The sequence below is a fragment of the Acidimicrobiales bacterium genome, from assembly GCA_036378675.1.
Lineage (GTDB): Bacteria > Actinomycetota > Acidimicrobiia > Acidimicrobiales > Palsa-688 > DASUWA01.
On record DASUWA010000023.1, the window covers coordinates 14,244 to 32,991 of the forward strand.

Annotated in this window: 20 protein-coding genes; 9 read left to right on the plus strand and 11 right to left on the minus strand. The window is 68.0% G+C overall.

The annotated features are described in order from the left end of the window. Positions 1-6: 6 nt before the first annotated feature. The 5 genes from VFZ97_08415 to VFZ97_08435 all read right to left on the minus strand — a co-directional run bounded on the left by VFZ97_08415 (position 7) and on the right by VFZ97_08435 (position 6,202). Positions 7-846 (minus strand): FCD domain-containing protein, encoded by an 840-nt coding sequence (locus tag VFZ97_08415; GenBank protein ID HEX6393451.1) that lies wholly within the window; start codon positions 844-846, stop codon positions 7-9. 46 nt (positions 847-892) lie between these two features. Continuing rightward, positions 893-2,056 carry an ABC transporter permease gene (locus VFZ97_08420; GenBank protein HEX6393452.1) on the minus strand — a complete coding sequence of 388 codons (1,164 nt, stop codon included), beginning with the start codon at positions 2,054-2,056 and terminating at the stop codon, positions 893-895. An 11-nt stretch (positions 2,057-2,067) separates the two neighbouring features. Then, positions 2,068-3,612, minus strand: a complete 1,545-nt coding sequence (locus tag VFZ97_08425; protein ID HEX6393453.1) for a sugar ABC transporter ATP-binding protein — start codon at positions 3,610-3,612, stop codon at positions 2,068-2,070. A gap of 33 nt (positions 3,613-3,645) precedes the next feature. Further along, positions 3,646-4,842 carry a substrate-binding domain-containing protein gene (locus VFZ97_08430; GenBank protein ID HEX6393454.1) on the minus strand — a complete coding sequence of 399 codons (1,197 nt, stop codon included), beginning with the start codon at positions 4,840-4,842 and terminating at the stop codon, positions 3,646-3,648. A gap of 133 nt (positions 4,843-4,975) precedes the next feature. Next, on the minus strand, positions 4,976-6,202 hold the full coding sequence (locus VFZ97_08435) for a cytochrome P450 (GenBank protein ID HEX6393455.1): 1,227 nt from the start codon (positions 6,200-6,202) through the stop codon (positions 4,976-4,978). Positions 6,203-6,285: 83 nt separating this feature from the next. Here VFZ97_08435 and VFZ97_08440 point away from each other — a divergent pair, with 83 nt between their 5' ends. The 6 genes from VFZ97_08440 to VFZ97_08465 all read left to right on the plus strand — a co-directional run bounded on the left by VFZ97_08440 (position 6,286) and on the right by VFZ97_08465 (position 12,465). Further along, positions 6,286-7,527, plus strand: coding sequence for an acyl-CoA dehydrogenase family protein (locus VFZ97_08440; protein ID HEX6393456.1), 1,242 nt, complete (start codon positions 6,286-6,288; stop codon positions 7,525-7,527). Continuing rightward, a complete protein-coding gene (locus VFZ97_08445) occupies positions 7,524-8,849 on the plus strand; it encodes a CoA transferase (protein HEX6393457.1) in 1,326 nt (441 codons plus the stop codon). Before VFZ97_08440 ends, VFZ97_08445 begins: the two co-directional genes overlap by 4 nt. After that, positions 8,846-10,036 carry a CoA transferase gene (locus VFZ97_08450; protein ID HEX6393458.1) on the plus strand — a complete coding sequence of 397 codons (1,191 nt, stop codon included), beginning with the start codon at positions 8,846-8,848 and terminating at the stop codon, positions 10,034-10,036. Before VFZ97_08445 ends, VFZ97_08450 begins: the two co-directional genes overlap by 4 nt. Further along, positions 10,033-10,458, plus strand: coding sequence for an OB-fold domain-containing protein (locus tag VFZ97_08455; protein ID HEX6393459.1), 426 nt, complete (start codon positions 10,033-10,035; stop codon positions 10,456-10,458). The genes VFZ97_08450 and VFZ97_08455 overlap by 4 nt, the downstream gene beginning before the upstream one ends. After that, positions 10,455-11,606: a thiolase family protein gene (locus VFZ97_08460; GenBank protein ID HEX6393460.1), complete on the plus strand. Its 1,152-nt coding sequence runs from the start codon at positions 10,455-10,457 to the stop codon at positions 11,604-11,606. The genes VFZ97_08455 and VFZ97_08460 overlap by 4 nt, the downstream gene beginning before the upstream one ends. A 79-nt stretch (positions 11,607-11,685) precedes the next feature. Continuing rightward, positions 11,686-12,465 (plus strand): SDR family NAD(P)-dependent oxidoreductase, encoded by a 780-nt coding sequence (locus VFZ97_08465; GenBank protein HEX6393461.1) that lies wholly within the window; start codon positions 11,686-11,688, stop codon positions 12,463-12,465. A 19-nt stretch (positions 12,466-12,484) separates the two neighbouring features. On the opposite strand, the gene VFZ97_08470 is transcribed toward VFZ97_08465, so the two are convergent. The 5 genes from VFZ97_08470 to VFZ97_08490 all read right to left on the minus strand — a co-directional run bounded on the left by VFZ97_08470 (position 12,485) and on the right by VFZ97_08490 (position 16,485). Then, entirely contained in the window at positions 12,485-13,558 is a 1,074-nt protein-coding gene (locus tag VFZ97_08470; protein HEX6393462.1) for a phosphotransferase family protein, read from the minus strand. Then, positions 13,555-13,752, minus strand: a complete 198-nt coding sequence (locus VFZ97_08475; GenBank protein HEX6393463.1) for a ferredoxin — start codon at positions 13,750-13,752, stop codon at positions 13,555-13,557. Before VFZ97_08475 ends, VFZ97_08470 begins: the two co-directional genes overlap by 4 nt. Continuing rightward, complete coding sequence (locus VFZ97_08480) at positions 13,749-14,660, minus strand: TIGR03619 family F420-dependent LLM class oxidoreductase (GenBank protein HEX6393464.1); 912 nt, start codon at positions 14,658-14,660, stop codon at positions 13,749-13,751. Before VFZ97_08480 ends, VFZ97_08475 begins: the two co-directional genes overlap by 4 nt. Continuing rightward, positions 14,657-15,976 (minus strand): acyl-CoA dehydrogenase family protein, encoded by a 1,320-nt coding sequence (locus tag VFZ97_08485; protein ID HEX6393465.1) that lies wholly within the window; start codon positions 15,974-15,976, stop codon positions 14,657-14,659. Before VFZ97_08485 ends, VFZ97_08480 begins: the two co-directional genes overlap by 4 nt. Before the next feature lie 209 nt (positions 15,977-16,185). Next, positions 16,186-16,485 carry a hypothetical protein gene (locus VFZ97_08490; GenBank protein ID HEX6393466.1) on the minus strand — a complete coding sequence of 100 codons (300 nt, stop codon included), beginning with the start codon at positions 16,483-16,485 and terminating at the stop codon, positions 16,186-16,188. A gap of 41 nt (positions 16,486-16,526) precedes the next feature. On the opposite strand from VFZ97_08490, the gene VFZ97_08495 reads away from it, so the two are divergent. Next, positions 16,527-16,682, plus strand: coding sequence for a hypothetical protein (locus VFZ97_08495; GenBank protein HEX6393467.1), 156 nt, complete (start codon positions 16,527-16,529; stop codon positions 16,680-16,682). Positions 16,683-16,768: 86 nt separating this feature from the next. Here the strand turns inward: VFZ97_08495 and VFZ97_08500 are convergent, their stop codons facing one another. Continuing rightward, a complete protein-coding gene (locus tag VFZ97_08500; GenBank protein HEX6393468.1) occupies positions 16,769-17,455 on the minus strand; it encodes a hypothetical protein in 687 nt (228 codons plus the stop codon). Between the two features lie 112 nt (positions 17,456-17,567). Between VFZ97_08500 and VFZ97_08505 the strand changes: the two genes are divergently transcribed. Together VFZ97_08505 and VFZ97_08510 are read left to right on the plus strand one after the other, a co-directional pair. Then, positions 17,568-18,254 carry an HdeD family acid-resistance protein gene (locus tag VFZ97_08505; protein HEX6393469.1) on the plus strand — a complete coding sequence of 229 codons (687 nt, stop codon included), beginning with the start codon at positions 17,568-17,570 and terminating at the stop codon, positions 18,252-18,254. Positions 18,255-18,257: 3 nt separating this feature from the next. Further along, positions 18,258-18,734 carry a nuclear transport factor 2 family protein gene (locus tag VFZ97_08510; protein HEX6393470.1) on the plus strand — a complete coding sequence of 159 codons (477 nt, stop codon included), beginning with the start codon at positions 18,258-18,260 and terminating at the stop codon, positions 18,732-18,734. Positions 18,735-18,748 lie beyond the last annotated feature (14 nt).

The following is an 18,748-nucleotide window of genomic DNA, read 5'->3' on the forward strand; positions in this document are numbered from 1 at the left end:
GGCGCCCTACCGCCACTCGATCAGCTCGTCGAAGCGGGTCGGCCAGTGCCGCCGGTAGTACTCGTGCTGCACGGCGAAGTGGGTGGCCACCAGCTTGGCCGCCTTGCTGGCCTGACCGGCGGCGATGGCCCGGGCGATGTCGGCGTGCTCCTCGATGATGGCCTCGTGCAACTCCACCGGATCCATGGTGGACACGATGTGGGTGCTGATGATGCTCGTGACCGCCTTGGTGATGAGCGATAGCACCGGATTGTCGGTCATGTCGTAGATGACGTTGTGGAAGTCGTAGGTCGTGGCGTGGTAGCCGGCGCCCTCCTTCGGCGCCGAGCGGGTGTCGGTGAACGGCTTCATCCGCTCCTTGCGATCCGGATGGCGGGCGGCCAGCTCGGCGCACATGGGCTCCAGGCTCTCCTGGGTGGCGAAGATGTCGCCGTACTTCATGCCGCCCAGATGGAAGTACAGCGAGATGGTCCGGGCCAGGTGTCGGGCGTCGACGCTGCCCACAACGGGTCCGCCGCCCGGACCCGGCTTGAGGCTGATCAGCCCCTGCACCTCGAGCAGCCGCAGCGCCTCCCGGAGGGACGCCCGGCTGACCCGATACTCCTGCAGCATGGCCGCTTCGAGCGGCAGCCGGTCGCCAGTGTGCAGCCCTCTCGCCATGATGTCGTGCACGATGCTCTGGGCCACGTTCTCCGAGGTCTTGGCCACCCGTCTCTCGCCTTCGGAGAAACCGACCCCGTAGATGGCGTCGGCGTCCTGCCGTTCGGTGCTCACTCTCGGGCTGATGCCTCTCGCCTGACCGTCATGGTTCACCCTGTCGTCGAAGTCCGGCAGAGATGGTGGCATGCCGTGCCTCCTTCGTCCAGCATCCAGCGGGCCCGGCCCGGAGGCGCTAGGCGGCCGGCTCGGCCGACGGCCGGGCCGCGGCCTCCCCGGCCGACCGCGAACGGATCATGCGCCGGACGGCCGAGCCGTCCCGGCCCCGTCCAATTGAGCCGCGGGTGCTGGCGATGGCCACCGCCACGATGAGGGCGACCCCCTGGAACAGCGGGCTGACCCAGAACGCGCCCGCACCGAACTGGAGGCTGAGGCCCTGTATGCCGAAGGCCAGCGCGAAGTAGGCGATGAGCGTGCCCCACACATTCGGTCGCTGCGACAGCTGGGAGGCCCCGAAGAACACCGCCGCCAGCGCCGGAAACAGATAGCCCTGACCGATGTCGCTCGTGTAGGCCCCGACCTGGGCGCTGTACAGCACCCCGGCCAGCCCGGCCACCGCACCCGAGACCACGAGCGAGCTCCACACGATGCCGTCCGCCCGGATGCCGGCGAGCCGGGCCGCCTCCCGGTTGCCGCCGATGGCGAACATGCGCCGGCCCACCGGGGTGTGCTCGAGCACGAACCACATGACGGCGGCCAGGACGATCAGGTAGATGTCGAGGAACGGGATGCCTAGCACCTTGTTGTTCCCGAGGCCGACGACCGTGGTCGAGAACTTGCCGGCGATCTGGCGGTTCTGCGAGACGTACAGCTGGAAGGCGCTCAGGACCTGGGTCATGCCGAGCGTGGCGATGAGCGAGTTGACCCTCAGCTTCACCACGATGAACCCCGACACCGCCCCGATCAGCCCGCAGAACACGACGGTGCCGGCGGCCACGACGCCGAAGGGGATGGAGGCGTGCTGGGAGAACCATGCCGTCAGGACGATCGACAGCGACATCATCTCGCCGACCGACAGGTCGTAGGTGTCCGTCGTCAGCGGCACCAGGAAGGCAAGCGCCAGGACGGCGGTGACCGCACCCTGAGAGAACACCAGCTGGGTGGTCCTGACGGTCAGAAACAAGTGGAACTTGAGCGCGCCGAATAGGACCAGGAACGTCAGCCACAGGTACACCGCGCTGAATCGGGTCAGGCTTGGTGGGGCCAAGCGCCGGGAACGCGATGCCGGAGCTGCCGGCCGTTGCTCGTTCCGACGCGCCGACCCGGTGGAGGGCCCGCACTCGCCGGCCGGGGAGGCCGTGGACGAGGTCCGTGACGTGGTGAGCGTCTGTAGCGTCATCTTCTTCGCCGTCATCCTTTCGCCGCCGTGAGCTGATCGAGGTCGATCTTCTCGGGGGTCAGCTCGGGACCCCCTTCGAGGGTGCGGGCCACCCGGCCGCGGGCCATCACGAGGACCCGGTCGGAGAGGGCGGCCAGCTCGTCACTGTCGGTGGATATCAAGAGCACTGCCTTGCCTTCCGCCGCGCACCGGCGGATCACTTCGTGGATCTGGGCGCGGGCTCCGATGTCGATGCCGAGGGTGGGATCGTCGAGGACGAGCAGGCTGGGCGAAAGGCGGAGGGCTCGGGCCACGAGCACCTTCTGCTGGTTGCCGCCCGACAGGCTCGACATCGGCGCCTCGGTGCCCTGGGTCACGATTCCGAGGCTGCGGATCCATTCGTTCACTTCCTGTTGCTCCAAGCCGCGGCTGATCCGCCCGATCCGGCGGTGGCGGTCCAGGGCGGCGATGGTCGTGTTGGCCCGCACCGACATGGCCGGAAACACGCCGAACTGACCCCGCTCCCCCGGGATGGATGCCACACCGGCGGCCAGCGCCCGGCGGGGATCGCCGCCCGGGACCACCCGGCCGCCGACCGACACCGTGCCCCGCCGCGCCAGTCGGCCGCTGAGGAGCGGACCCAGCGACTCCCGGCCCGAACCGGTGATGCCGGCCACGCCGAGGATCTCGCCCGGCCGGATCGACAAGTCGACGTCCTCGACCCGGGCGCCGGAAAGGCCGGCCACCTGCAATACGGGGGCCAGCTCCGCGGCGCCGGCCCGGGCTGCGGGGCCGCCGGCCGAGCCAGCCGGCCGGTCGCGGGAGCCGGGGCCGGCGTCGGCCAGAACGTGACCGACGATCAGCTCGGTCAGCCGGTCGTGGTCGAGCTCGCCTCGGCCCACCGACGCCACCACCGACCCGTCACGCAGGACGGTGATCCGGTCCGATATCTGCAGCACCTCGTCGAGATGGTGGGACACGAGTACGACGCCATGACCTTCGGCCCGGAGCCGGCCGATCACGTCCAGAAGCCGGGCCACCTCGTCGGGAGGCAGGGCTGCGGTCGGCTCGTCCAGGACCAGCATGAGCCGCTCTCCCTCGGTGTCCATCAGCGCCCGGGCGATGGCCACCCCCGTGCGTTCGGCCAGGCTGAGCTCGCTCACCGGGACCGACACATCGCCTGAAAGACCTAACCGGTCCAGGCACAACCGGACCCGGCGGGCGCTCTCGCCCCACCGGATCCGGCGGCCCAGCCCGGTCGGGTACGGCTGGCCGAGCATCATGTTCTCGAGAACGCTGAGTGACAGGACGAGCCCCAGGTCCTGGTGGACGAAGCGCAACCCGACGGCGCGGGCCGCCGCCCCGTGGCCCAGCTGGAAGGGCCGGCCGTCGATGGTGGCCGAAGCTCCCGGGTCGGGCTCGTGGTAGCCGGAGAGGACCTTGATCAGAGTCGACTTGCCCGACCCGTTCTGGCCCACGAGGGCGTGGACCTCCCCGAAGTCGGCTCTCAGGTCGACCGACCTGAGAGCCGTCTGTCCCGGGAACGTCTTGGAGAGCCCGGTGATCTGCAATGTCACGGCGCGCCTCCTGCCCTTCTCACGGCCGTCCGGTCATCCGACCTTCCACAGCGCCTTGAACTGTTGCTCGTAGTTGGTCGGGCCGGGCCAGTTGCCGCTGTTGTCCGACAGCTGCGACCGGGCCTGCTGGGGGTTGGTCACGAGGAAGGCCTCGGGGTTGTCGCCGGCCGCCACGATGTCCGACGTCAGCGGCATCCCGACGGACAGCCGGGCCATCCAGTCGACCACGACCCACATCACGTACGGCTCCGGGAGGATCGACCAAGCGGACGACGTGCCGTCGATCATGGACTGGAGCTCGGGCTGCTGCGCCTCCTGGCCGACGATCTTCACCTTGCTGTCGAGGCCGGCCGTCTTCAGCGCCGACACTACGCCGGGGAAGAGGTCCTGGAAGGAGAGGTACACGTAGTTGACATTCGGGTGGGCCTGCAGGTACGACACCACGGCTGAGGGCGTCTGGCCGGCGCCGACCTGGGTGAGGCTGAGCGGGAGCACCCCTAGCGTGCAGGCCGGGCAATCCTGCTGGAACACCTGCTGGGCGACGGTTTGGCCGGCGTTCAGGGACGGGAAGATCGGAATGGTGACGTACACCGCGTTGGCATGCCCGTTCGAGTCGGAGATCATCCATTCCGGCAAGAGCTTGCCGGCGACGCCACTGGCAGCCACGTCCTGGGCCACCCCGTAGAGCCCATTGGCCGCCCCCTGGGGGACATCAGGCGTGTAGGCGCCGAAGATGGCAATCCCCTTCGCCTTCGCCTCTTGCAGCTGCGGGGTGATCTCGTTGAGCTGGATGCTCGTGGTGGCGATGTACTTGTTGCCCGCGTCGATCGCCTGTTGGACCGCCGGCCCGGGGGTCGCGGTGTTGTAGGTGATCACCGTGGGCTTCCAACCGAGCGCCTGCGCGGCGGCGATGAAGCCCGGGTTGAGCAGGCTGCAGGCGGTCTGCGAGCAGGTCAGGAAGGCGACCTTCGTGCCGGGCGCCGGGGCGTGGGGCAGCGGCTGCGTTTCGGGAATGGTCGAAGGCACGGTCTGCGCGGCCTTCACCGCGGCGGTGGCCGCGGCCACGCCTGAGGCACCGGTGGCGACCGCGGTGGTGCTGCTGTGCCCGGCGGAGGCGGCTGAGGGCGAAGCAGCGGACGCCGACGAGGACTTGGAACCTGACGAGCAGGCGGCCAGCCCGGTGAGGCACGCCAGACCGAGCGCGACTGCTAAGAGATGACGGGACTTCATCGAGAGATACCCCCCATGGGTCAGTGGCCGCTGGAGCCGTTCGAGCGGCGAAGGAACGGACTCTCCGGTTCCGGTGAACGGGTCCGTTTCCCTTGATCGAAGTGTGACTCCTGATCCGGCCTAAGTCAAGGGATTACTTAAAATGATTATGATGATCTTGCTCGACCGCTGGTCCGGCGGCCGGCACATCCCACTCGAGCGGGAGGGCCAGGATGGAGATCTGCCCCCCATGGGCCAGCACCTCGCGATCCGGTCTGATGCGGTAGTCCGGGATGCGCTTATGCCATTCCTCGATGGCGATGCACAGCTCGGCCCGGGCCAGGTGCGACCCGAGGCAGCGGTGCTCGCTCGCCCCGAAGGCGATGTGCCGGTTGGGCGAGCGGTCCAGCCGCACCTCTTGAGGATTCTCGAACACGTCGGGGTCGCGCGTGGCCGACTGGATGCTGAGCAGCACCATGTCGTCCTTCTTCATGGGACAGCCGTGGAAATCGACGTCTTGTTTGACCTTCCGCGCCATGCTCACGATCGGGTACGCCCGCAGGAACTCCTCCACCGCGCTCGGGATGATCGACGGATCCCGGACGACCCACTCCCGGTCTGTGGGGTGTGCTGCCAGGTGCCAGAAGCACCAGCCCAGCACGCTCTTGGTGGTGTCGAGCGATCCGAAGGCGAGTGTCATACAAGTGTCGAGCAATTCCTCGGAGTCGATCGGGCGGTCGTCGATCGTCACGCCCATGAGATGGGTGAGGAAGTCCTCGGCCGGGTCGAGCGGCTGCTTCTCGCGATCCTTTACCAGTTCGGAGAAGTAGGCCTTGATGTCGTTCATGGCTCCCACCGGGTCCAAACCCACCGCCGTAACGGTGCCCGAGATCCGGTTGGCGCAGTTGATCAGGAAGGGCACGTCGGTTTCCGGCAGGTGGGCCGCGGAGGCGAAGGTCAGGGCCGGGAGGTAGTCGCCTATGGAGGTCATGAAGTCGGTGGCCCCCTCGGCGACCAGCCCGTCCACCAACCGGGCCGCGTAAGCGCGGACGGTCGGTGTGAGATCGGCCACCGCCTTCGGCGAGAACCAACGGTTGAGCGGCGACCGATACTTCATGTGTACCGGTGGATCGGTGTACGAAGGCAGGAAGCGGTAGGCCGGGTCGGGGTCGGTCGGCACAATCGAGTGGTTGCCGAAGATCTCGGGGGTCTGGAAGGCCTCGCGGATGTCGGCGTAGCGGGTGAGCACCCAATAGCCCTGGGCCTCCGTGTTCCAGAACCACCGGTGCCGTTCCCGCAGCTCGTCTATCTCCCGGAAGTGCGACCCGGGAGGGCCCACCTTCGCACTGAGGTCAAGATCGACTATCGGGTAGTCGGCCATACGTCCCCCTCCCTCTCGTGACGTTAGCTGAAGCCTAAGGATCCTGTGGACAGGAAGTCAATACTCATTATAATGATTCGCATATGAATGCCGGGGGGTCCGTCGAGGAGTTCGCGAACCAGGCGCGTAGGTGGCTTGAAACTGTGGCCAAGCACCGTTCCGACCCCGTTGCCACTGGCTGGGCCGAAGGGTCCGACGATGTTTCGGTCTTCCATGACCTCACCGAGGACCAGGAACGCCTGCTGCTGCACGAAGCGATGGCATGGCAGCGGTTGAAGTTCGACGCCGGTTACGGAGCCATCTCGTGGCCGGAGGAGTTCGGGGGGCTCGGGCGGCCGGCGGAGTATGAAACGGCGTTCCGCCGGGTGGAGGCGGAATTCGAGGTGCCGCCGGGCCACGAGACCTTCTCGGTGACGGTCGGCCTCGTAGCCCCGACCGTCCGTGAGTTCGGGACGGAGCAACAGCGACAGGTCCTGATCCCCCGCTTCCTGCGGACCGAGGAGCTCTGCTGCCAGCTGTTCTCCGAGCCGGGGGCCGGGTCCGACCTGGCCTCGCTCTCGACGCGGGCCGAGCGCGACGGCGACTCGTGGGTGGTCCGAGGGCAGAAGGTGTGGAGCTCGGGTGCCCAGTTCTCGGCGTGGGGCGAGCTGATCGCCCGGACCGACGGGGGCGCCAAGCACGCCGGGCTCACCGCCTTCATGGTTCCTATGGACCTCCCGGGCGTGACGGTGAGACCCATCCGCCAGATGTCCGGAGGGTCCAGCTTCAACGAGGTGTTCCTCGACGACGTCCGGCTGCCCGACCGTCTTCGCCTGGGTGAGGTGGGCCAGGGCTGGAAGGTCGCGTTGACGACCCTCGGCTTTGAACGGGCCGGCAGTGGCGGCGGGCGGTCGGTGGGGGGTTCGTGGGAGCAGTTGCTGGCGCTGGCTCGCCATCTCGGCCGGAACGACGACCCGGTCGTGCGCCAGGAGCTGGCCCGCTGTTTCGCCAACGAACGGGTCCGCGGCTTCGTACGGGCGCGGGTCGAGCAGAACGCCGAGGCTGGCGGCGCTCCGGGGCCGGAAGGCTCGATAGGGAAGCTGCTGTGGACCCGGTCGCTGGCCGAGATCTCGCACATCGCGGGCGAACTGCTGGGTCCGCGCCTGACCGCCGACAGCGGCGAGTGGGGAACCTGGGCGTGGACCGCTCACGTCCTCGGCGCTCCCGGCTACCGCATCGCCGGCGGTTCGGACGAGATCCAGCACAACATCATCGCCGAGCGGGTGCTGAGGCTCCCGCGTGACCCGCGGCCCGTCATGGCCGCGCCCGAGGAGACGGACAAATGACCACGACCGCGCCGAAGCACCCCGCTGTGGAGGCGCCCGCCGACGCGTCCCGCCGGCCCCGGGCCCGCCGCGGCCCGCTCGCAGGTATCCGGGTCGCCGACTTCTGCTGGATGGGGGTGGGAGCGGTGGCCACCCGGATGCTGGCCGACTTCGGCGCCGAGGTGATCAAGATCGAGGACCGGACCCGCATCGACATGCCGCGCCGGCTCCCGCTCTACAAGGGCGATCCCCGCAGCTACGGTGAGGAGCTCCCCGACGCCGACCCCGATCGCGGCGGCCTGTTCAACAACTACAGCCGCAACAAGCTCGGCGTCACCATCAACCTGCGGACCGAACGGGGCCGGGAGCTGGCCTCAGAGCTCATCGCCGCCAGCTCCGTGGTGACCGAGAACTTCGCCCCCGGCGTGATGGAGCGCTGGGGCTTCACGTTCGACCGGTTGCGGGAGCTGGTCCCCGACGTGATCTACGCCCGCATGAGCGGGTACGGGCACAGCGGCCCCCATCAGCACTACCGCAGCTACGGACCGGTGGTGCAGGCCGCGAGCGGGCTCTCCTACATCGCTGGTCTTCCCGGCCATGAACCCTCCGGGTGGGGCCTGTCCTACATGGACAACATGGCGGCGTACTACAACTCGGCCGCCATCCTCATGGCGCTACGGAACCGGCGGAAGACCGGCCTGGGAACGGAGATCGACGTCGCCGCGGTCGAGGTGGGCGTCAGCCTCATCGGACCGATGCTGCTCGACGTAACCGTCAACGGGCACAGCACGCACCGCCCGGACTTTCCCACGGGCAACCGCCTCGAGCACCCGCAGGCGGCGCCGCACGGGGTGTACCCCTGCGCAGGAGAGGACGAGTGGGTGGCTGTCTCGGTCTTCGACGACGCGGGCTGGCAGGGCCTGGAAGCCGCGATGGGGCGGCCGGCGTGGGCGTCCCACCCGGAATTCGCCTCCCAGGCCTCACGATTCGCCCACCAGGACCGGCTCGACGGGTTCCTGGCCGGGTGGACCGGGGCCCGGGAAAGGCACGAGATAATGCACCTCCTGCAGGCCCATGGCGTGCCCGCGGCGGCGGTGCAGAACGCCCGGGATCTGACCGAGACGGATCCGCAGATCGCCGCCCACGGGACGTTCTTCGAGCTGGATCACCCGGTCATCGGGCCGGCCCGCTTCGAGGGCTTCCCGGTGATCATGTCCGGTGGGGGCGCGGATCACTGGCGTTCCGCGCCCTTGCTGGGCGAAGACAACAGTTATGTGCTCGGGGAGATCCTCGGGATCGGCGAGGAAGAGCAGCTCGAGCTCAGGATCGAAGGGATCATATGAACGACGACGCTTCGCCCGACCGGCGGCCGCTGCCGTACGACGGGTTGCGGGTGGTGGAGCTGGCCGGCGACCCGGCCGGCGAGCTGTTGGGGAAGCTCCTGGCCCAGTACGGGGCGGACGTCGTCAAGGTGGAGCCCCCGGCGGGTTCCGCCACACGGCGGATCGGACCTTTCGCGGCCGGCCAGGAGGATCCCGACCGCAGCCTGACCTTCTGGTACTACAACACCGGCAAGGCCAGCCTGGTGCTGGACCTGCCAGCCCAGCAGGCGGAGCTGGATGCGCTGCTCGACCGGGGCGACGTCGTCATCGTGTCGGCCCCGCCGGCCGACTTCCCCCGCCTCGGGATCGACCTCGGAACCTTGCCGAATCGTGAGCGGCTGATCTCATGCTGCATCACCCCCTTCGGCCTGACCGGTCCGTGGAAGGACTACCGCAGCTCGGACCTGGTGGCCTTGGCAGCAGGAGGCATCCTCAACAGCTGCGGCTATGACGACCATTCGATCCCGCCCATCCGGCCGGCCGAGAACCAGGCCTTCCACATCGCCGCCAGCTTCGCCCACCAGGCGGTGCTCCTCGCCCTCCTCGAACGGGACGCGACGGGAAGGGGCCAGACACTCGACGTGGCGATCCACGACTGCGTGGCCGTTAGCGGCGAACTGGCCAACCCGTTCTGGTTCTATCCCGAGGTGCTCGTCCAACGGCAGACCTGCCGCCATGCGCAGCCGGCACCGACGGCGCCAGCGTTGTTCGCCACTCTCGACGGGCGCTACGTGTACTTCGCCCTCGTTCTGGCCGACATCAAGCCTTGGAACGCCTTGGTCGAATGGATGGGCGCCCTGGGCATGGCAGCCGATCTGACCGAACCGGAGTACGCCCACCTGGTCCACCGCCAGGCCCGCTTCCCGCACATCCAGTCCATCCTCGAGGCCTTCTGCCTCGTACAGGATGCCGAGACGCTCTACCACGAAGGCCAGGCCCGCGGTCTCCCCATCGCGGTCGTCAACTCACCCGACGAGGTGATACACGACGAGCACCTGTCGGCGCGTGGCTTCTTCCAGCGCGTCGAGCGCGACGGCGAGTTCGTGGGCGTCTACCCGGGGCCCCCGATCCAGTTCTCCAGCTACCGGGCCGCACCGCCGACGCCTCCTCCCCGGCTGGGTGCGTCTGGAGGGGAGGTGTGGGGGTGACCCCGCTGGCACCGCCGCCCTCCCCGCCCGGCCCGGCCGTGGCCGACGGGCTGTGGTCGGATTCCGACCCGCCCCGCCTGTTGGCCGGCTGCTGCCGCGACTGCGGGGCCTACTCCTTCCCGGTCCCCGACGCCTGCGCCCGGTGCTCGAGCGTGGACATCGCGGCGGAGAATCTGCCCCCCACCGGGACTCTGTGGACCTGGACCGTCCAGCGCTTCCAGCCGAAGGAGCCGTTCGACGGGGCCGAACCGTTCGCCCCCTACGGGGTGGGCTATGTCGATTTCGGGGGCAAGGTGCTCGTGGAGGGCCGGCTCGTCGAGAGCGACCCGCGGCGGCTGGCCATCGGGATGCGGGTGGAGACCTGCCTCGTGATGTACCGGCCCGGCACGTACACCTACGCATTCCGGGAGGTCCAGCCGTGACGGCCACCGACGTCGCCATCGTGGGGATCGGCATGCACCGCTTCGGCCGGACCGACGGTGTGAGCGGCCGGGCCCAGGGCGCCCACGCGGTGCGGGCCGCCCTGCGCGACGCCGGGATCGAGTGGAAGGACGTGCAGTTCGCCTTCGGTGGCAGCGCCGCATCGGGCAACGCCGACACGCTCGTCAACGAGATGGGGCTCACGGCACTTCCGTTCATCAACGTAAGCAACGGGTGTGCCACCGGTGGCAGCGCGCTCACGGCGGCCGCCACCACGATCGCGTCCGGCGCCTACGACCTCGGTGTGGCGGTCGGATTCGACAAGCATCCGCGCGGCGCGTTCAACGCCGATCCCGAAGGCAGCGGGCTGGGCCGCTGGTACGGCCAGACCGGCATGATGCTGACGACCCAGTTCTTCGCCATGAAGTTGCAGCGCTACCTCCATGACCATGCGATGGGCCAGGACGTCCTGGCCGCCATCGCCGCCAAGGCCTACGCCAACGGGTCGCTGAACGAGAACGCGTGGCGCCGGTCGGCCTTGACCGAGGACGAGATCACCGCCTCCCCGATGGTCAACGACCCGCTCACCCAATACATGTTCTGTTCGCCGGGTGAGGGTGCGGTGGCGCTGGTGCTGGCCCGGGCCGACCGGGCCCGCTCGTACACCAGCCGGCCCGTGTACCTGCGGTCGGTCAGCTTCCGGACCCGCCGCTACGGATCGTTCGAGGTGTTCAGCCCCTATCTGAGCCCGGACCGGGCTGACAGCCCGACGGTGGAAGCGGCCCGGGGCGCCTTCGACGACGCCGGCGTCGGCGCCGATGAGGTGAAGGTGGCCCAGATCCAGGACACGGAAGCCGGGGCGGAGCTGATGCACATGGCCGAGACGGGGCTGTGCAAGCACGGAGAGCAGGAGGCCATGATCACGGCCGGTGAGACCCGCATAGGGGGCTCGTTGCCCATCAACACCGACGGCGGTTGCATCGCCAACGGCGAACCCATCGGGGCCTCGGGGCTGCGGCAGATCTACGAGAACGTCCTGCAGCTGCGCGGCGACGCCGGGCCTCGCCAGGTTCCGGGCCGCCCCGACGTCGCGTTCAGCCACGTGTACGGGGCGCCCGGGGTGAGCGCCTGCACAATCACAATCGTGTAGGCACAGTCGTACAGGCGCAGTCGTATAGGGACAGTCGTATAGGGACAGTCGTATAGGACCCATCAGGGGGTGTTTGCCAATGTCGCTGGAAGGAAGAGTTGCGGTTGTCACCGCCGGGAGCCGGAGCATCGGCCGGGGGGTGGCCGAAGGCCTTCTGTCGGACGGAGCTCGCGTTGTGATCTCCGGGCGGGACGAGGTGAAGGGCAAGCAGGCCCTGGAGGAGATGGGCGCGGGGGACCGGGCCACCTTCTTCTCCGCCGACGCGCGCCGCCAGGACGACACCGAGGCCCTGATCGACTTCGCCGTCGATCGGTACGGCCCGGTGGACATCCTGGTCAACAACGCCGGCGGTTCGAGCGGGTTCGCCCCGCTCGCCGAGTTATCGGACGAGGCGTGGCGGGAGGCCAACGACTGGATCCTCAACTCCGCCTTCTGGGCCACCCGCCGGGCCCTGCCGTCCATGATCGCCGGCGGGTGGGGGCGGATCATCAACATCTCGTCGCTCGAAGGCAAGCACGTGCTGCATCCCCAGGCCAGTCACTACGCAACGTTCAAGGCCGCCCTCAACGGGCTGACCCGTGCCGTGGCGGTGGAGTACGGCCCGGTCGGCATCACCGCCAACGCCATATGCCCGGGGGCGGTCGAGACCGACCTGACCCGCACGGCGGGAGCCCAGGCGGCGGCCGCCGCCGGCATCAGCTACGAGCAGTTCCTCGAGGGCTACGCCGCCCAAGCGTTGACCAAGCGTCTCAACACCGTCGCGGAGGTCGCCGCCGTCGCCGCCCTCCTCGCGTCGGAGGCCGGGGCCGGGATCACCGGATCCACCATCAACGTCGACGGCGGAACGTCACCGTGGTGATCGCCGGCCGTCGTTCGGTTCAGACGCTGAGCGGCAGGGCCAGGCGGAGGGCCCGCTTGGCCAGAGACCCCACGAGCAGGCCCCTCTGGTACATGCGGTCGTCGCCGCTCTCGCCGATCGCATAGCGGTGGTACAGCTGCTGGCAGACGGTCGCCGTCCTCCAGCAGGCGAAGGCCTCGTACCAGCCGATGGTGTCCGTCGGGATCCCGGTGCGGGCGCCGTAGTGTTCGACGACCTCGGCGCGCGTCGGCAGGCCGATCCGCTCGAGCCCTTCCACGGACAGGGCCCGGTCAGCGGGGGTGTCGGCCGGGTCGGGCCAGTAGTTGAGGAGGGTGCCCAGGTCGGCCAGGGGGTCTCCCACGGTGGCCATGTCCCAGTCGAACACGGCGGTGACCCGATCCGGCCGGCCCTCGGCGAACTGGCAATTGTCGGGCTTGAAGTCGTTGTGGATGATCGACGCCCCCGGCGACGCGGGGATTGACGCGCCGAGGATGGTTGCTACCTCTTCCATCACCGGGCCGTGCTCTTCCGACGCCACGAGCCGCCACCGCTTGGTCCAGCCGTCGATCTGCCGCTGGACGTACCCGTCCGGCCGGCCCAGATCGGCCAGGCCCAGGGCGGCCGCATCGACGAGGTGCAGATCGGCGAGGGCGTCGACCACGGCCAGCCCGATTCGGCGGCCTGCCCCGGATGTTTCGGCCATCGACGGCGGCAGCTCTCCCCACACCACCACGCCCGAGCGGTACTCGGAGACGACGAAGTCGCCGCCGATGACGTCATGGTCGTCGCAGAAGAGATAGGCCCGCGGAGCGCGGTCGTAGCCGCGCCACAGACGCGAGAGCACCCGGTGCTCTCGTCGCATGTCGTGGGCGCCCGGAGCCAGCCGGCCGAAAGGCGGTCGGCGCAGCACCAGGCGGAGCGGCCCGAACGACAGCTGATAGGTGAGGTTGGCCGATCCGTTGGGGAACTGCAGCACAGACATCGGGGCGGCCGTGTCCAGGCCCAACCTGGCCAGTTGCGGGCGCAGCCAGCCTTGGAGCCGGTCCCAGGCCAGTTCCTCGCCCGGGCGGACGGCCGCCGTCTCCGTGCTCACCCCTCGATGAGCTCGACGGCCTGCTGGGGGCAGGCCAGGACCGCTTCCCGCGCGGCTGGGATCCCGTCCGGCTCCACCGGGATGGCCCGGTCCCGGATGGCGTAGCCGTCATCGTCGTACTCGATCATCCCGGGGGCGACCGAGTAGCAGCGCCCGTGGCCCACGCACTTGCTCGAATGCACAATCAGCTTCACTTCGGAGACTCCTCTCTGGCTCGAAGCCCCAGATCGCTTGCGATCAGCGAAAGCCCGACCTGCTTCTCCTCCACCGTGCCGTGGGCCGGCCAGAGCTGGTCGGCCCATACGACCAGATGGTCGAAGCCCTCGACCCGGTAGGCTTCCACCGTCTCGGGGTCCGGCTTGGCGATCCGGACGTACACCTCGAATTCGCCGTGCCGCCCGTGCGCGGCGCGGCGGTCCAGCAGCTGGTCCCGGTACCGGCAGGCGTCGTCCAAGGAGGGGGTGGCGGAAGAGAACCAGCCGTCTCCCAGCCGGGCCGCTCGGTCGAGCGCGGCATCGGTGTTGCCCCCGAGGATCAAGGGGACCCGGACCGGATCGGAGCACAGCTGCAGTTGCTGGGCCCGGTAGTAGCGACCCTCGAAGTCGAACGGACCGCCCTGCCAGGCCGCCCTCATGTAGGCGATCGACTCGACCAGTCGCCCGTAGCGCTCGGCGAAGGGCACGTCTAGGGCATCGAACTCCTCGGTCAGCCAACCCGCCCCGAGGCCGAGCAGAAAGCGTCCGCCGGAGACGTCCTGGAGGGTATGGGCCATGCGGCCGGACAGGAGCGGATGGCGCAGCGGGAGCAGGTAGATGCCCGTCGCGAGCCGGATCCTCTCAGTCGCGGCTGCGCACGCCGCGAGAGCGACCAGGGGGTCGGTCAGCCGGGTGTCGGGCTCGACGATGGGCGAGGTCCGTCTTTCGTGGGCTGCGGTGCCGGCCGTCGGGTGGCTGCTGCTGTATCCGACCGGGAGGGCGACATGCTCGCCCAGCCACAGCGACTCGAACCCGGCCCGGTCCGCCTGGCGAGCCAGCTCCACCAGATCGGACGCCGACAGGTCGTAGGCGCAGACACCGATCGAGGTCTCGCCGGCGGAGGTCACGGCCGCCTGTGCTCGTTCAGGACGGCGGCGTACCGGGCCCGGGCCCGGGCTTCGAGCTTCGGCAGGTGCCGGCTGGGGAACAGGTCGTCCGTCGGCCGGTGGTCCTTGAGTATCTGCTTGGCCAGGGTGGTGCGGTGCACCTCGGTGGCCCCATCGGCCAGGCCCATGTGGTACGACTCGAGCACCCATTCGGCATAGGGCATCTCCCACGAGACGCCGAGCGCGCCGTGGATCTGCACCGCCCGGCTGGCCACGTCGTGCAGGACCTTGGGCATCACCGCCTTGACGGCAGAGATGTCTGCCCGCACCCTTTGGTAGTCCTCGTACGTGTCGATCTTCCATGCCGTCTGAAGGACGAGCAGCCGGAACTGCTCCAGCTGGATCCACGACTCGGCGATCATGTCCTGGACCAGCTGCTTCTGGGCCAGCGTCTGGCCCTGGGTCCAGCGCGACAGGGCCCGCTCGCATATGTCGTTGAGGGCCTGGCGCACCAGGCCGATGGTACGCATGGCGTGGTGGATCCGCCCCCCGCCAAGGCGGGTCTGCGCCACCAGGAATCCCTCGCCCCTCTCCCCCAGGAGGTGATCGGCCGGGACGCGGACTTCGCGGTAGCGGACATACGAGTGAGTCCCGTGGCCTGGCTTGTGCCCGTACAGCCCGACGTTGCGTACGATCTCCACACCGGGCGTGTCAGCCGGTACCACGAACATGGACATGCGCCTGTGGCGGTGGGCATCGGGTTCGGTGACGGCGAGGAGTATCAGGAACGCGGCGAAGTTCGCGTGGGAAGAGAACCATTTCTCCCCGTTGATCGCCCACTCCTCCCCGTCCAGCTCGGCTCGGGTCACGAAGCCGGTCGGGTCGGAGCCGCCGGCCGGTTCAGTCATCGAGTAGGCCGACACCGCCGTCTGGTCCAGGAGCGGCTTCAGATAGCGCTCCTTGAGATAAGGCGTGCCGAAGTGGGCGAGGATCTCGGCGTTGCCCGAGTCCGGAGCGTGGCAGCCGAACACGATGGGGGCGCAGTGCGAGCGGCCCAGTATCTCGTTGAGGAGGGCCAGCTTGACCTGGCCGTAGCCGGGACCGCCCAGCCGGGGGCCGAGGTGGCAGGCCCACAGGCCTTCGGCTCGCACCTTCTCCTGCAGGGGCGGGATGAGTGCCTGGCGGACCGGATCGGACATGTCCCAGGCATGGTCGATGACCCGATCGACCATCTCGCACTCGTTGCGCACGAAGTCGTCGGCCCAGTCCAGCTTGGCCTGGAAGTCCGGGTCAGTGGCGAAGTCCCAACCCACGGTTCCCCCTTGTTCGGAAATCAAGATGAAGATTATCATGAATTAGCCACGACACAAGGGAGAGCCAACCAGGTGGGGTGGACAATCGCATCCTGAACCTGTGGACCTCTCGTCAGAAGACGCTGCTAATCGCAGGTCTCGGGGTTTCGGGATCATCCCACCAAGGGATGCTCTCAAATGGGAGCGTCCCGACATCTCGAAACCCCGTCGGGACCAGTGCCTGGCGGGGTTTTTCAATTCCTAGGGAGCTTCACGCAGTTTTGTTGCCTGCCCTCGCCTCCGCACACAGTCAGGATGGCCGCCGCCCCCAAGAACCACGCAACTGGTGGGAACGCTACGGCGAAGACCCCGTTTTGACCGGCGAGAAACTGCGGCCACGTCTCAGGATGGGAGTGGCGGAGCAGAAGGTGGCTATCGAGCTTGCCGACGGCAACTCCGACCACGGTCGCAAACAGCAGCCGTCCAACAGCCCCGAACCGCCGGCTCGCGGCCATTGCCACGGCGATTGCTGCGGGCAATAGCACCAGGACCAACTGGGCTGCTCCTGTGAGCTTCGCGCAGCAGCGGAGGAAGCATGACCACCGAGCCGGAGCACAGCACGCTCGCTCCTCCGAACTCCAGAGCTCTCCAGGCCGACGAGCAGCTGGGCACACGCAAGGACGAAGAGCGCAACAATGGTCCGCGGGACATCGCCCAGTCGACGCTCGCGGGGCGGAGAGTCCGGCAGTAGCTCCAGCGCGACGGAGCCGTCAATGGGCGAAACCCCTTGGGTTAGTTCTTCGCCGCTGACCCCGCAGGATCGGGGGTTGTCGATGGCTAGCTCGCTCTGTGGGAGGAGCGACGTGGGGTATTCGGGCGAGGACCCGGGGGCTTGCGTGTGCCGGCTTGAGGGTCCCACGAAGTGATGAGCGTGCGTATGCCTCGCAGGAATCTGTCCTTGTCGGACTGATCGGGTTGGGTCTGAATGTCGTGAAGCGAAGCCATCGCGGGAAAGTCACCTTCGTCGACAGCCTCGAGTGCATCCGTGGGGCCGAACATCTCGTGAGTAAGCGCACAGCCCACCGCGAACACGTACAGCTCCCGGTGACACTCAACGACCTTTTGCGCGTTGAGCCCCGCTGCCAGACTGGCCGCGACCATAGGCTCCGAGAACCGTCGGATCATGTTCGGACCTCTCCAGGGTCGGCCTCGCATCAAGGCGATGAGGCCCCAATGTTCGGCCATGGTCTCGTAGAGGGCGGTGTACATCAACTCGGTAGCGCTCGACCACGGGAGCTGCGGATCGACCTCCGGCAATTGCTCGGCGAGGTAGTCGGCGCACAAATCCAACATGCCCTCGAAGCTGCCGCAATATCGGTGCACCGCCATGTGCGATGTCCGAAGCTCGGTGCCGACCCTGCGGAACGACAGGCCAGCCACACCTTGGTGTGCGAGGACCTCGAGGGCTGTTCGAGCGATCCCCTCATCGGTGAGCTTGAGTTGAGATTTTGCTGGACCGGGCACCCGATACAGTGTAACGTGCGGTCCGTTACAGTGTAACGGCCCAGCGTAAGGGTTGGGCTACTGCAACTCTGCAACCCCCGGCCAAGAGCTAAGTGAAAGGAAGGCGTGCGTCATGCTGAGTGCTGTCTCACGGTCGCTGGTCTGGCGTGGCTTGTTGGCGGTGGCTGTTGGCGTCATCGCTATCGCCTGGCCCGGCATCACAATTGGCGCGGTAGTGATCGTCTTCGCCATCGGCGCCTTCACCAGTGGGATCTGGCAGGCCGCGTCGGCGTTCTCCCAGGACCGGGTCGGGCCGGTTCTTGGCCGTCTCATTCTGGCCACGCTCGACGGAGCGGCCGGGATCGTCGCCCTGGCCTGGCCGGGGATCACTGCGTACGTGTTGACGATTTGGATTGCCGCGTGGGCTGTGGTGACTGGTGCCTGGGAGGTCGCGATGGTGTTCGGGTCGGGCGAAGCTGCCGGCAGGCGGGCGTTGTTCGGGATCTCGGGGATGCTCTCGATCGCGCTGGGCATCGTGTTGTTTGCGCGACCCGACATCGGTGCAGTGTCTCTCGTCGAGGTCTTTGGCATTTTCAGTTTCGCCGCTGGCATCTCCAGCTTGGTCTTGGCTGTTGAAGCACATCGGCACCAGCTCGGAGATCAAGTCATTGCGATCGGCCGCCTGACCTCCGGGGCTTCCAACCAGACGAAAGGAGTGTTGATGGAAACTTCCGACGCCCGCCCCGATCGACAGGAGCGCGCCACAAATCCCCGATCAATCGCGCTCGACCCAGCTTTCCCGGATTCGGTTTACGCCTGAGCGATGGCATCGGACTCGACGCTCTCGCCGGATGAAGCCGCCGACCGCCTCGCCATTCGCGAGCTCTTCGACGCGTACGCCCATTGTGCGGACACCCGTGACGCGGAAGGACAGAAGGCGCTGTTCACCGAAGACGCCCGCTTCGCGGTGTACATGGACGGCCCGGACTCCGAAGCGAACTACGTTCTGCAAGGCCGAGAGGCGCTGTCTCCAGTATTCGATGACCTGAACCGCTATCAAGCCACTATGCACTTCAACGGCCAAAGTACGGTCATACTTGGCGCGAACCGAGCGACCGGTGACAGCTACACCATTGCTCATCACGTCTACACCGAAGGCGGAACCCGCATGATGATGGTGGCCTGGCTGCGCTATTTGGACATCTTCACCAAGGTCGATCGGAACTGGTACATAGCGGACCGCCAGATCATCCTCGAATGGAGTGAGACACGGCCGCTCGGTCCGCCCACCGCGGGCTGATTTCCTCCAACAGT